14 protein-coding genes are annotated in these 14583 nt (G+C 28.3%); all 14 read right to left on the reverse strand.

Translation table 11 applies throughout. The features are described 5' to 3' along the window. Nucleotide 1: 1 nt before the first annotated feature. On the reverse strand, nucleotides 2–1408 hold the full coding sequence (gene gatA / locus IBJ83_RS01845) for an Asp-tRNA(Asn)/Glu-tRNA(Gln) amidotransferase subunit GatA (RefSeq protein ID WP_201275121.1): 1407 nt from the start codon (nucleotides 1406–1408) through the stop codon (nucleotides 2–4). Further along, the gene (gene gatC / locus IBJ83_RS01850; RefSeq protein ID WP_068474297.1) at nucleotides 1408–1692 is read right to left on the reverse strand and encodes an Asp-tRNA(Asn)/Glu-tRNA(Gln) amidotransferase subunit GatC; all 285 of its coding nucleotides are present in this window, start codon (nucleotides 1690–1692) and stop codon (nucleotides 1408–1410) included. The genes gatA and gatC overlap by 1 nt, the downstream gene beginning before the upstream one ends. 228 nt (nucleotides 1693–1920) lie before the next feature. Further along, nucleotides 1921–2169: a hypothetical protein gene (locus tag IBJ83_RS01855; RefSeq protein WP_068474294.1), complete on the reverse strand. Its 249-nt coding sequence runs from the start codon at nucleotides 2167–2169 to the stop codon at nucleotides 1921–1923. A 198-nt stretch (nucleotides 2170–2367) separates the two neighbouring features. Beyond that, the gene (locus IBJ83_RS01860) at nucleotides 2368–2820 is read right to left on the reverse strand and encodes a hypothetical protein (RefSeq protein WP_201275122.1); all 453 of its coding nucleotides are present in this window, start codon (nucleotides 2818–2820) and stop codon (nucleotides 2368–2370) included. A 155-nt stretch (nucleotides 2821–2975) separates the two neighbouring features. Next, a complete protein-coding gene (locus IBJ83_RS01865) occupies nucleotides 2976–3560 on the reverse strand; it encodes a DUF3841 domain-containing protein (protein ID WP_201275123.1) in 585 nt (194 codons plus the stop codon). Between the two features lie 102 nt (nucleotides 3561–3662). Beyond that, nucleotides 3663–4733 carry an ABC transporter ATP-binding protein gene (locus IBJ83_RS01870; protein WP_201275124.1) on the reverse strand — a complete coding sequence of 357 codons (1071 nt, stop codon included), beginning with the start codon at nucleotides 4731–4733 and terminating at the stop codon, nucleotides 3663–3665. A gap of 8 nt (nucleotides 4734–4741) precedes the next feature. Continuing rightward, complete coding sequence (locus tag IBJ83_RS01875) at nucleotides 4742–6442, reverse strand: ABC transporter permease (RefSeq protein ID WP_231698839.1); 1701 nt, start codon at nucleotides 6440–6442, stop codon at nucleotides 4742–4744. A gap of 73 nt (nucleotides 6443–6515) precedes the next feature. Continuing rightward, on the reverse strand, nucleotides 6516–7574 hold the full coding sequence (locus tag IBJ83_RS01880; protein WP_201275125.1) for an ABC transporter substrate-binding protein: 1059 nt from the start codon (nucleotides 7572–7574) through the stop codon (nucleotides 6516–6518). Between the two features lie 241 nt (nucleotides 7575–7815). Continuing rightward, complete coding sequence (locus IBJ83_RS01885; protein WP_201275126.1) at nucleotides 7816–9492, reverse strand: NHL repeat-containing protein; 1677 nt, start codon at nucleotides 9490–9492, stop codon at nucleotides 7816–7818. A 537-nt stretch (nucleotides 9493–10029) separates the two neighbouring features. Continuing rightward, nucleotides 10030–11139: a metal ABC transporter permease gene (locus IBJ83_RS01890; protein ID WP_201275127.1), complete on the reverse strand. Its 1110-nt coding sequence runs from the start codon at nucleotides 11137–11139 to the stop codon at nucleotides 10030–10032. After that, nucleotides 11127–12020, reverse strand: coding sequence for a metal ABC transporter permease (locus IBJ83_RS01895; RefSeq protein WP_201275128.1), 894 nt, complete (start codon nucleotides 12018–12020; stop codon nucleotides 11127–11129). Before IBJ83_RS01895 ends, IBJ83_RS01890 begins: the two co-directional genes overlap by 13 nt. Nucleotides 12021–12022: 2 nt before the next feature. Then, nucleotides 12023–12733 carry a metal ABC transporter ATP-binding protein gene (locus tag IBJ83_RS01900; RefSeq protein ID WP_201275129.1) on the reverse strand — a complete coding sequence of 237 codons (711 nt, stop codon included), beginning with the start codon at nucleotides 12731–12733 and terminating at the stop codon, nucleotides 12023–12025. A gap of 70 nt (nucleotides 12734–12803) precedes the next feature. Beyond that, entirely contained in the window at nucleotides 12804–13766 is a 963-nt protein-coding gene (locus tag IBJ83_RS01905) for a metal ABC transporter solute-binding protein, Zn/Mn family (RefSeq protein ID WP_201275130.1), read from the reverse strand. A 265-nt stretch (nucleotides 13767–14031) separates the two neighbouring features. Next, nucleotides 14032–14577: a LemA family protein gene (locus IBJ83_RS01910; RefSeq protein ID WP_201275131.1), complete on the reverse strand. Its 546-nt coding sequence runs from the start codon at nucleotides 14575–14577 to the stop codon at nucleotides 14032–14034. Nucleotides 14578–14583: the final 6 nt, after the last annotated feature.

Genomic DNA, 14583 nt, shown 5'->3' on the forward strand with positions numbered 1-14583 from the left:
ATTAAAGCCCCCTTTCAAAATTCATTGCAAGATTTAAAAGTTTTTCATCATCAAATCTCTTACCTATAAATTGAACACTTCCACCAATTTTTTTAAGATTTAAAGGCACAGAAATAGCAGGAAGTCCGGCAAAGTTTACAGGAACATTAAAAGTATCTCCTGCATAAGCACTTAAAGCATTGTCCTTTTCATCTCCAATTTTTCTTGGAAGGCAAGTTGTAGTCGGAGTTAAGATAAAATCGTAACTTGAAAGCACTTCATTTACTTCCTTACTTATCAAATCTCTAACTTCCAAGCCTTTTTTGTAAAGCGCTTGATTATTTGAACTTGCAAGGTAGAAAGTTCCCATTGCAATTCTTCTCTTAACTTCTTCCCCAAAGCCTTCGCTTCTGGTATTTGTGAAAAGCTCTCTAGTTGATTCATAATTTTCAGTTCTGTATCCATATCTAATACCGTCAAATCTTGACATATTACTTGAAACTTCAGAACTCATAACAACATTATATACATTTGTAGAATGTTTAATATATTTAAAATCTACTTCTTCGATTATCGCACCTTGATTTTTTAAATTTTCAATCGCCTTTTTATAATCATTTAAAACAACTTCATCAAGTTCGTATTGTTCCAAATTAGAAACTGTCGCAATCTTAATTCCATTTAATGAAAATTCACTATCTTCTTTGAAATTTACAGCATCTCTCATAGTAACAGCGTCCATTTCATCAAAACCGCCAATTACATTTATAATAGGTAAAATTGACTTAACATCATTTGATAAAATTCCAACTTGGTCTAAACTACTAGCCATAGAAACAACACCATATCTTGAAATCATACCATAAGTTGGTTTATATCCAACACAGGCGCAAAAAGATGCAGGGTTTCTAACCGAACCACCAGTATCTGAACCCAAACTAATCATAGCAAGATCGGCACTTACACTACTTGCAGAGCCGGAAGATGACCCTCCAGGAATTAAACTTTCATCAAGTGGATTTTTTGTTGCCCCAAAATATGAAGTTTCTCCTGAACCACCCATAGCAAATTCGTCCATATTTACTTTACCTAAAATAACAGCATCTTCTTCTAAAAGTCGGTCAATAATTGTAGCATTAAAAATCGGAGAAAAATTTTCTAAAATTTTTGAACCACAAGTATTTTTATAACCCTTAACTAAAATATTGTCCTTAACAGAAACGGAAATACCAAAAAGTGAACCTAATTTTTCACCATTTTTTAATTTTTCATTTAAAAAATTAACTCTTTCCATAACTTTTTCTTTAGAAAAATCAAGAAAAATATTCAAATCTTTTTTATCATCAATTTTTTTTATAACATCATCGTAAAATGAAACTAAATCCACCTTACCACTAACAAAATCTTCTCTTATACTTAAAATATCCATTATTTCACTACCCTTTGTAATCTAAAATATCCATACTCTTTATCACTAGCATTTAAAAGTGCATCTTCCCTAGAAATACTTTCCTCCACAACATCTTCTCTCAAAGGACTGTTGTGCTCAACAACTATTTCAAGACCACTACAACTTGAAGTATCAAGTTCCATAATTTCATTTGCAAAAACAAGAACATCATCAAACTTTTTAGCAATGCTAGAAAGTTCTTCTTCCTTTACATTCAAGTTCGCAAGATAATAAATTTTCTTTACTTCTTCCTTAGTAACCATAAAAATCTCCTATTAAAATTTTATTATTTATCCTTATAAATGAGATTAGAACATTATTTCCGTCTTTATTTTAATCAACGAAATTTCTGTTAAAATCTTATCCAATAAACTTATATATAAAATTATAGCATTTTTAGACCCAAATGTAAAAAAAACTTGAATTTTTTTATTTTCAAGTCTTTTTAACATTAATACATATAATTTAAAAAATTTTAATACAATTAATATTTATTCTTTTAATATGGATTTTCTATAATCTAATAACTTAATCTTTAAAATTAATAATACAGTTACCATAATAATACAAAAAACTATCATCTTTCTAACAGTATTCAATAGTAATGGTATCGTCAATAAAATAATTCCAAAAAACAAACACAATTTACCAAATTTTTTCATTAAATCATTTTTTAAATCTTCTGAAATATCATCAATCTTATAGTAAGGAATTATCTTTTTTTGACATTTATTATTCAAGTATAAAACCCCCATAATTATATTATATAAACCACAGATTAAAAGCATTATTCTATACAATAACAACATAATCAATTCACAATCCTTTATATTTAATTATTTAAGTTAAATGAGTTAAATTTATAATTTTTTTTGCAAATAAATCATATTACAACTAAAAAAGTTAAGAACATTAAATTTCTCAACTTTTTAATTTTTTTATTTAGGCTCGCCTTTTATATATTCTGTATTTGTTTCAGTATCGACTATTGTCTTTTCGTCTTTTATCCAAAATTTTCTTTCAGGGAAGAAATCAGCTGTTAAATACTTTTTTCCACCTTCTTCAAAAACTTTCGGTTCTAAAAAATTTCCGTCATCCGTAAAATCACCACGAAGTTTTTTAACGGACTCTTTTGAACAATTATCAAAGTCTATCGGCTTAGCTTTGTAATACAAACAAGGAACTCCATAATATTCCCCATTATCTATAACAATTTGCGAATCAGAAGCATAATAATATCCACAAACTTCTTGCACTTCCTTACTTGCTTTTTTAACAATATGCTTTTGTGCTTTTGTATTGTCTTCATTAACATTAGAACTCTTAGCACAACCTGAAAGAGCAACGAAAACAGGCAAAATCAAAATTAACTTTCTAAAAAATTTTTTCATAAATTACCTCCTTATAAATTTTATGTAAATTATATAAATCTTCATGTATTTTTGAAAAATATTATTAATTATCTAAATTATACTAAACAAATAAAAATATGTCAATAAGTTTTAAATAAATATTTATCAAATTATAGTTTAAAACATAAAATTTTTTAAGGAATTACTTCTCCTTTTTTCACAAGTGAATGTATCCATTCTTTTTTTATCTGCCATATATTTGCTTGAACTCTGTAAATATCCCATTCATCAATGTCAAATATTCTACTCCAACTGTCTATTACAATTCTTTTTTCTTCGGGATAAAAATTTCTATACTTGCCTTCAAAAAATTCAAAACCGTTATCTATTCCCTTATCTTTTAATCTCTTTTTATACTTTTTATCATCTTCTTCATCTAATGGAATATAATGATGATTGAGTACATAATCCCATTTAACTCCGTCAAAATAAATTATCTCATCTTTTGGAACATCCAATACATATAAAATGCTATTTTCAATCGGTGGCATACAGTTTTTATTGCTGACTCCGCACCAAACAGGCATTTCAACTTCTTTTGGTTTAGGAACTCTTTTTGATGCCTCTGTTACAAAGTAGTTATAACAACTTAAAATATAATCAGAAATCACGCCAAAATTTTCTCTAACATAAGAAATTTTGTTTGTAAAGTATCCTTTTTCTTCAATTTCTCTTAAAGAACGAATGTCTTGTCTTGTGTATAATCTTACAGTTTCCATACATTTCACACCCTTTCATTTTATTGTATCACATTAAATCACAAAAATCAATATGACTATAAAACATAAAAAAGCTATTGAAAAATTCAATAGCTTCTGCTTTTATGTTATTATTTTAGTGTAATCTTTTCCGTCATCGTCAAATACCATGAAGTTTTTAATTCTAAGTTTTATATTTGAATTTTCTTCAAACATTCCGTAAGTTTCAACATGGTCGATAACTCTAACTATATTTTCATTTCCCAAATCAACTTTACAGTCATTCACATCCCCAAGATAAAATTGACTTACAAGTTTTGCATCAATTGTTCCGTCTTTTTCGTCTATTCTTAAAGCCTCAGGTCTTATTGCAATTATAACATTGCCCTTTTTATCTCCGTCATAAGGTAATTTCTTTCCGGTATTTGAAATTTCAACAAATCCGTCTTTTACAACTCCCTTAATAAAATTAACACGACCGACAAAATTTGCAACAAAAGGATTTGCAGGATTTCTATAAATTTCTTCAGGAGTTCCAATTTGTTGAACAACCCCTTTATTTATCAAAATTATTCTGTCGCTCATTGTCATAGCCTCTATTTGGTCGTGAGTTACATAAACAACTGTAATTCCAAGTCTTTTTTGTATCTCTTTTATTTCAAAACGCATCTCTTCTCTAAGTTTTGCATCTAAGTTTGAAAGAGGTTCGTCAAGTAAAAGTAACTTTGGTTTCCCAACTAAAGCACGTCCAAGAGCAACCCTTTGTTGTTGTCCACCTGAAAGCTCTGACGGTATTCTATCTTTATATTGAGATAAATGAACTATCTCTAAAACTTTTTCAACTCTTTCTTTTATTTCTTGTTTTTTAACACCTGATATTTTTAAAGGATAGGCAACATTGTCAAAAACATTCATATGAGGCCAAACAGCATAAGATTGAAATACCATTCCTATATCTCTTTTTTCAGGAGGAACAAAAGTTTTTCCTCCGGAAACAATCTTATCTCCTATTAAAATTTCTCCGGTATTAGGTTTTTCAAAGCCTGCTATAAGTCTTAACATTGTTGTTTTTCCACAACCTGACGGACCAAGCAAAGTTATAAATTCACCATCTTCGAAAGTTTCTGTAAAAGGTTTTAAAACTTCTACATTTCCAAAAGCTTTACTTATTTTTTTTATTGTAATTGTTGACATTTTTCCTCCTAAATTGAAAACTTACCTTTTGTAAGTTTATTTAAAATCCAATTTACTAATAATACAAAAATCAAAATCGCAGTAGCAAGTACACTGGCTATCTGTTGACTATGATAAGTTTGATAATTATAAAGTTCAAAACCGATAGTCTTTGTATGTGATGAATACAACAATGTACTCATAGTAAGTTCATAAAAACAAGGCATAAAGATTAAAAATATACCTGCAACTATTGACGGCATTATTAAAGGAGCTGTAACATCTTTAATCATTCTAAGCCAACCGGCTCCTGAAATCTGAGATGCCTCTTCTAAAGAAGGATGTACTTGACTCATTCCTGAAACTACAGTCCTCATTCCCATTAACATATACTTAATCATATATGCAACTATCATAATATAAATTGTATTATAAATATTTATTCCAAATTTACCACTCATTGTCATTATAAGGGCAAGAGCTATTGCAATACTTGGAGTTCCTGAACCTACAGTAATCAAAAAGTCAGGTATTTTTCTTCCCTTTACTTTTGTTCTTTCAAGCAAATAAGCCATCATACAAGAAATTATTATTCCTAAAAATGCAGCAGCACAAGCAGCAACTAAACTGTTTATTGTCGAACTTAATATGCTATCTCTTGCAAGCATTTGTTTCCAAAACTTAAATGAAATATTTGATAAAGACAATGATTTACCCATATTAACAGTTACAGACGTAAGAGCTACGGTTATAAAAGGAACTATTACTACAACAAAAGCAAAAATAGAAACTAATACTGTAAGAGGAGTTCTCCATTTTCCTAAATCAACTATTACAGGTCTTGTAGATTTTCCGCTCATAGTTATAAATTGTTTTTTTCCAAGAACAAATGTTGAAAAATACAAAACTACATTTGCAATTATCATCAAAAATACTGCTAGAGTTGTAGCATCAATTATGCCTTCTTCGTTTCCTATATGAACAAACTCAATTATTCTGGTTGTAACAGTATGAATCTGTCCTGGAGCTCCTATTATTGAAGGAATACCGTAACAGGATGCAGCTGTTACAAAAACTAGAAGTCCTGCAGCGATTAAACTTGGTGTCATCATTGGAATTGTAACTGTAAATAAAGTCTTTAAAGGACTTGCACCTGAAATTCTAGCAGCTTCTTCAAGAGAAGGATCCATCTTTTCCATTGCACGAGAAATTGTTATAAAGGCATAAGGATAATAAAAACAAGTAAGAACCCAAATCATTCCCCATACACTATAAATATTAAAAATTGGTTGACTAAGCCCAAATACTTTTTGAATAAGCGTATTCAAAGTTCCAACCCTTGGATTTAAAAGTCTAAGCCAAGCCATTGCTCCTACATAAGGAGGAACCATATATGTAATAACAAACATAGTTCTAAATATTTTTTTTCCGTATAAATTAGTTCTTCCTACTAAAAATGCAAGAGGAAAAGCTATTAACATTCCAAAAAAAGTTGTTGCAACTGCCGTTATAATAGTATTTTTTACAGCTATAAAGTTTGCATCATAGCTATATACTCTTTTGAAAGCTTCAAGAGTAAAACTTCCATTTGGAAATACGGACTTAACAAAAAGATACAAAAGTGGAAAAACTTCAAAAACAATTAAAAGCGCAACTATCGACAACATTATTATCCACTTTATATCTAATCTAAATTTTCTTTCTGTCTTTTGCATAAAATAACCTTTCATTAACAAGAGGGAGTTTCCTCCCCCCGTTATATTTTTTTATTTTGAAACAATAATTTCAAATTATTCTGTGAATTTATTTTTTACCGATTGTATCAGTAAACATTTTTCTTAAGCCATCTCTATCTTTAACTAATTGTTCCCATTTAACTTTTATACTATTTCCAGTTATTTCAGAAGTTTTGATTGCATCATAAGGAATTTCAGAGAAATCTTTTAATACAGAGTGCATCCAGCCCTTAACTATATATTTTTGACCTTCTTCTGATAAGAACCATTTTGAAATGGCCTCAGCTGCTTTTGTATTTTTATTTTCAGTTAATTTTTCATCTACAACCATAATTGGTGAAGGAACTACAATTGTTCCGTCTTTAGGATAAATAACTTCAAGAGGTGATTTTTCTTCTTCTCTCTTCTTAAGAACTGACTCTTCAAGAATCATAAGTTCATCCATTTCTCCTGTTTCAAGTTTAGCTAAAGCTACACTTCCAGCCTCAACAGCAACTTTTTTATTAGCTAATTTTGTAAAATATTCTTCATTATATTTGTCCTTCAATCCACTAACTGCTGCAAGAGCTGTACCTGATTTTAATGGGTCTGACATTGATATTTTGCCTGCCAATGTTTCTTTTTCTGCAAATTCTTTAAAACTTTGAGCAATGTCTTCCTTCTTAGTTTTTTCAGGATTATAAGCTAATACCATATTAGAAATTCTAACAGGATACCAATAACCTTCTTTATCATATTCAAAGGCTAATTTATCCTTGTTTTCAATTTCAAATTTATGTAAAATCTTCTTTTCCTTTAACTCATAAGCATAAGATGGTTCTGCAACCATTATTATATCACAAGCAAGTTTTCCGGCCTCGATTTCCCCTGCAACTTTTGTTTGTAAAGTACCTGTTCCACCTTGGAAAAATTCAACTTCACAGTTAGGGAATTTCTTTTTAAGAGCAGGTTTCATATTATCTATTATATCTTCATACATTGAAGTATAGATTCTTACCTTACCTGTAACTTCTTCATTTGATTTCATATTGTTACTTACTTCATCTTTTTTTTCTGTCTTTGCTCCACAAGCAGTAGCACCAATCATTAATGCAGATAGCATAAGTGCTAAAAATTTTTTTCTCATAAAATCCTCCTAACGAAAAATATTATATTTTTAATTGTATAAACAATCTAAACTGATTATACTAAATTTTTATAAAAAAATCTACAATTTTTTAATATTTTAACAAAATAATTTCCTTTTAACAACATTGATATGTATAAAAGTAAAAATATAAACTATTGTTTAAATATTTAAAACATAACAAAAACGAAACAAACAAAAAAGAGAATATCCTGTATAATTAAAACAACAAATAAGTTAACTATATATTTCTTAAAACTATTCTATGATTATCAGTATCAGATATAAATATATTTTTATCATCTTTAAAACAAGCACATCTTGGCAATGAAAATCTTTTATAACCTAAACCTCTTTTTTCACCAATACAAGATAATACATTCATATCATTAATATTATCAATAATATAAATCTTAGAATTACCGCTATCTACAATTAGATACTTATTAAATTCTTTACAAAAATATCTAGGCTTTTTTAACTTAATATGATGCCCATTTAAATTTACATTTTTTATAACTTTAAAACTTTTATCTATATTTACTTCAACAACAGAATTATTACCAGTATCAGCAACTAAAAATTTAGTTAAAGAAGAAAAACTCACACTATGTATATCCTTAAATTTATAATTTACTAAAGAACTATCAAATATTAAATTATAATTTTCAATTGAATATACCACAAATTTGTTTGAAGATGATACTAATAAATAATTATCTTTTAAAATAGCTGATTGTAACCAGTCCTTTTTATCAAAATTATTATTAAACAATTCAGAACTAAACTCAATATATTCTTTTAATTGGTAATCATAATATATTAATCTACGATTTTTACTATCTGTAATCAATAATTTTTCTTCATTCCAACTAACATATCTTGGAAATTGAAGACCTTTGCCATTAAATTTAGTTAATACTGTTAATACTTTATTATTTTTCATTATTTTTATCTCATTATTTCCACTATCGGCTATAGCTAATAGTTTATATTTTTTTGACCATGCTATCACTCTAGGAAAATTAAAAATAGAAGATTCTATTATGGAATTACCATAAACTGATTTAGTTTTCCCAGTTTTTGTATTTAATAAAATAATATTAAGATTCGAACCTTTACATTGAGCAATTAAAATTTTATCTCCATAATATCCCATTATAGACGGAGCCCAAAAGCCATATTTTAAATTACCGACTTTAGATGTATTACCATATATTTTTAAAATCTCTTTATTTTTAGAAACACTTATAATCCTATGACCTCTTTGTTCTGAAATTATATATTCGTTTTTATATTTCATGGCAGAAACAGGTATAAACAATCTATTATTTTCATATCCTGGATCATCATATTTACCATATGTCCACAAAATTTCACCACTAAAACTAATTTCATGTACACAATTCGCAGATGCATCAACTATCAATATTCTTTCATCTAAAATTTCAAACCAAAAAGGTTCTATAAAAAAATTTTTATCAAGATATATTATTTTATCAACATTAAAAGTTTCTAAACTCAAAAAAACTAATCTTAATTTTGTAGTAGAAAATATAATATTATTATTTACTACTTTTAAATGTATTAACTTTTCATCACTTTCTAAGCTATAAAAACTTTTTCTTAAGCATCTTTTCTTTAATTGTTCTTCATATTTATATATTGAATTATCTCTTTTAGAATAATAATATGCACCATTTTTTGACTCAACATAATAATCAACTTGATTATCAATTTTTATTTTTTTTATTTCTACAATATCTAAATTATAATCATAATCTATTTTATATACATATTTATTTTCTTCTATAAAAATGTATTGTCCTTTTTCTGAAACACCTAAATATTTAATATAATTGTTTTTATTTTCAATAAAATTTCTACAATACTTAATACCTATATCTTCCTCTTTCACTTTATTTCCTACACTTTCTTGCTATAATAATTTTTATTTCATTAAATAAAAATTTTCCTTCTTTTTTAAATTCATATTTATAATATTGCTTCTTTATACGTTCTAATGCGTTCACTGTCATGCCATTTTCTCGAATCAAAACATTATATGAATTTAATATTTTAGGATCAAATTTATTTTTTTTTAATATTTCAAATAAAGATTCTTTATCATTAGTTAACTAATCTAATCTTAAAATTTTATATCATTATTATACCATATTTCCTGTTTAGATATTTTTTCAAAGGTGAATATGGTGAAATAAATATTATTTCGCACAGGAATAGCGAAATTATATTTATTATACTATAAATGCAAAATCATTTAAATTATTTATAATTGTACATTTGTAAATGATGTGATACCAAGAGTACAAAAAAAGAGAGATTTTTTATGAAAAATTGTCTCTCTTTTAATTTTTTATTAAATTTTTGAAATAATCACTTCACAAATTTAAATAAAGATAAATGATAATCAAAAGTTTATTCTATCTCTATTTTACTTCATCCATTCATCAAATTTATTCAAGGTTTTTTCTCTGCCCATATCTGTAACTTTTATAATATCATTTTCTATATAGGCAAGTTTTTTATTTATAATACTCTTTAAAACTTTTTCAAATTTATTTTTTGCATAACACAAATGCTCATTTATTTTTACAACATTACACTCGATGTCAGCTCTTTCAGTATTTTCATGATTTATAATATGAAGCATCATTGTAACCTCTGCAAATTCAGTTCTTTTTCTACTTTCATTTACAATCTTTCTTATAATTCCGTTTCTCGGCTCAAATATGAATACCAAGAAAAAGATTATTCCATTTACAACGGCTATTGTTCCGGCGATTGAAAGGTCGTAAATATATGCACAGTAAAATCCCAACACACTACTTAAAACTCCGACAAATACACTTATAACTATCATCTTCTTTAAATCGTGAGTCAAAAGATATGCACAAGCAGACGGCACAACCATATATGAAATTACAAGAATTGAACCAACGGCGTTAAAAGCACCAACTGTTGTAATTGAAACTAAACTCATCAAAGCGTAATAGATAACGACAGGTGCAAAGCCTGAAATCAAACTCAAATTTTTATCGAATGTAGAAATTTTTAATTCTTTAAAGAAAACTCCAATAAAAATTAAATCTATTAAAAATATTACTGCCATAACAAAAATAACTTTTGAGCCCTCATATCCAAAAAATTCTATTCTTGGAATTACAGAGAAAGCAACTTCTCCGACCAAAACGGAGTCAATACACAAATGTACTCCTCTTAAAAATTTTGAAATTATTATTATCGCAATACTAAATAAAAAAGGAAATACAAGTCCGATTGATGCATCTTCGTGTAAAGTTGTCTTTTGGTTTATGAGTTCCGTTAAAAATACCGTAAGTATTCCAACAAGTCCTGCTCCAACAATCAATAAAGGACTTGTTAAATCTTTTGTAATGAAAAATGCAATTACAATTCCAAGCAAAATTGTATGTGTTATGGAATCTATCATCATTGACATTTTTCTAAGAATCAAAAATGGTCCAAGCAATGAGCAAGCAGCTGAAACTAAACTAACAGCTATTAAAATTTCTAATTGTCGCATTTAGTCCCTCCTTGCATTGTTCTCTTTTTAACAAACAAAATCCCTTTTTTCGGCGAAAATAATATACTGAAAAATACAATTATACTTGCAACTATCGTTATGACAGGTCCGGTTGACAAGCCTTTGTAGTACATACTTATAAATGAACCGACTATTCCTGAAAACGCGCCGAAAATTCCTGATAAAATCATCATAATATTAAATTTGTCAGTCCATTGTCTTGCTGCAACCGGTGGTGCAATAAGCATTGTACTCATAAGAATTACTCCAACTGATTGAATTCCCATTACAATGGAAATAACGAGTAAAACTATTAAAATTCCAGTCATTATATTTATCGAAAAGCCTTTTGTTTGTGCAAATTCAGGGTCGAATGAATATAACTTCAACTCTTTCCAGAATAATAAAATTACAAATAAAACTAAAATAATTATTCCAATTAAAAAATAAATATCCTTTTTTAAAAATGCAGCAGCTTGACCGAATATGAATTTATCGAGACCTGCTTGATTTGTATTTGCTTTTCTTTGAATAAGTGCAAGCAGTACAACACCAAGTCCAAAAAATGTTGACAAAACTATTGCCAATGCGCTATCAAACTTTACTTTTGACTTCAAATCTATTCCAAAAATGAGAAGTGCCGATACAACTCCGGCAATAAATGCTCCTAAAAGTAAAAATTCTAAATTTTTAATTCCAAGCACCATAAAGGCAATACAAACTCCCGGAAGTGTTGAATGGCTAATTGCATCACAAATAAGCCCTTGTTTCTTTACCGTAACATAAACTCCCATAACTCCACTTAAAAGCCCCAAAAGTCCGGAGCCTATTGTAATCATCAAAAAAGTATAGTCCGTAAGTAAATCTAAAATTCCATTCATATCTACACCCTGTAAGCCTTATTTATATTTTCTTCTATAAAAACGTCCTTGACTGAGCCTGATGCAACAACTAATTTATTTAAAAGTACAACATCATCAAAATATTCTTCAACTGTTCGTAAATCGTGATGAACAACTACGATAGTCTTTCCTGAATCTCTAAGCTCTTTTAAAATTTTCATAATTTCTTTTTCAGTCTTGGCATCAACACCCTTTAAAGGCTCGTCAAGAAAATAAATTTCGCTGTCTTGAACCAATGCTCTTGACAAGAAAACTCTTTGTTGTTGTCCTCCTGAAAGGTCGCTTATTTGTCTGTCAACATATTCTTCCATACCAAGTTTTTTTAAAGCCTCTAAAGATAATTCTTTCTCTTTCTTTCCGGCTCTTTTTATCCAACCGAGTTTTCCGTAAGTTCCCATCATAACAACGTCCAGTACATCGGTTGGAAAGTCCCAATCCACAGACTCACTCTGTGGTACGTAGGAAATATTTTTTCTAAATTCCTTATAAGTTTTATCGAAAAATAAAATTTTTCCTGATGAAATAGGAATCAAATTTAACATCGCCTTTAACAAAGTCGATTTACCGGCACCATTCGGACCTAAAATCGCAGTAAGTTTGCCTTTTTTAATATCCAAATCAACGTCCCAAACAACAGGTTTTGAATAATAGGCAATAGTTAAATCTTCAACCTTTACAGCTATATCGTTCATTTTTTTCCTCCAAAATACAAAAATCTCCCACTACAATAAGTATATATAATTAGGAGATTTTTTTCAAGTATTATTTTAAAGCATTAACTATAGTATCAATATTATATTTAAACATTGAGATATAAGTATTTTCTTTTGTATTATCATCTCCCAATGAGTCGGAATATAATTCTCCACCTATTTTTACATTATGACCTTTAGCTTTACAAGATTCAACTAAAGATTCAATTGTTTTCTTAGGAACTGAAGATTCAACAAAAACTGCTTTTATTTTTGTTTTAACTAAAAAATCTGAAAGTTTCTTTATATCAGCTGCACTTGCTTCTGATTCTGTACTAATTCCTTGAATTGCTTCTACTCTAAAACCGAATTCCTTTGCAAAATAGTTAAAAGCGTCATGAGCAGTAACTAAAACTCTTTGATTTTCCGGTAACTCTTTAACTTTTTTATTTATATAAGCAGAAAGTTCATCAAGTTCTTTTTCATATTTTGCAAGATTTTTATCAATCTCAGCAGATTTTGAGCTATCAGTTTTCTTTAAACCTTCAGCAACATTCTTTGCGGCAACTTTCCAGTTTTTAATACTGAACCACATATGAGGGTCGTTTGGACCTGCACCTTCTTCTTCCCAAGGAAGTAAATCTTCTTTTGGAATATTGTTAGCGGCAGTTACAACATTTTTATTTTGTTTTTCCAGACCTTGTAAAACTTCTCCCATTTGACCTTCCAAATGTAATCCGTTTACAACAACAACATCAGCCTTTTCAAGTTTTTCAACATCTCCAGCAGTCGGTTTGTATAAATGAGGGTCAACCCCCGCTTTCATCATTCCTTCAACTTCAAAATTATCTCCACCTATTTGCTTTACCAAGTCTGTAAGCATTGTACTTGTAGCAATAACTTTTTTCTTTTCAGCCTTTTGCTCAGTTTTCTTTTCTTCCTTTTTCATTTTATCGTCAGCTTTCTTTGTACAAGCTCCCAAAACTCCTACTGAAAGCACTAACGCAAGTAATAAAATAAATTTATTTTTCATACTTTTCCTCCTAAATTTTTCTTGAAGAATATTTATTTTTCTCTCCTTATATATATTACCATATTTTTTAAATAATATCAATTATTATTACTTATTTTTATAAAAATATTTTTCACTTGATAAAATATTAATTTTTCAACATTTTATAATTACAGATTATAATTTTTTGTACAATAAACACCCTTACACGATGCTTTGCATCGAGTGGATAACTTAGAACCTTGTTATTTCATAACAAAAAAAGCACTCTTTCGAGTGCCTTTTACTAATCCCAACTTGGTGGATTTGTTTTTGTTTCTGTATTTTTGAAATATTCGTATTCAGTAAAGCCCATCATTCTTGAAATTAAAACCAATGGGAATACTAACATTGTCCTGTTAAATTTAGTAACAGTATCATTGTAAACCATTCTTGAATTTTTAACATCTTGTTCATAAGAGTCAATTTTATCCATTGTATTTAAATACAATGTATTGGCTTTTAATTCCGGATAATTTTCAACAACTACTGCAAGTCTTGAAAGAGCTTGTGTAAACATATTGTTATCAGCCTCAATATCTTTTACTGTACTGTTACTGTTTACGCCACCTCTTTGTGCAATTACATTTTTCAATGTTTCTGATTCATGTTCAGAATACTTTTTAGTTGCATCAATCAAAGATTTTAAAGCGTCCCATCTTGATTCAACATTTGCTGCAATTTGTCCCATTGCATTCTTAACCATTTCTCTTAGTCTTATAAGTTTATTATATCCTGCTATAATCCAAAGTACTAAAAGAACTACAATCCCTAAAATTATATACAATATCATTGTACA

This window comes from Parvimonas parva (assembly GCF_016552165.1).
Lineage (GTDB): Bacteria > Bacillota > Clostridia > Tissierellales > Peptoniphilaceae > Parvimonas > Parvimonas parva.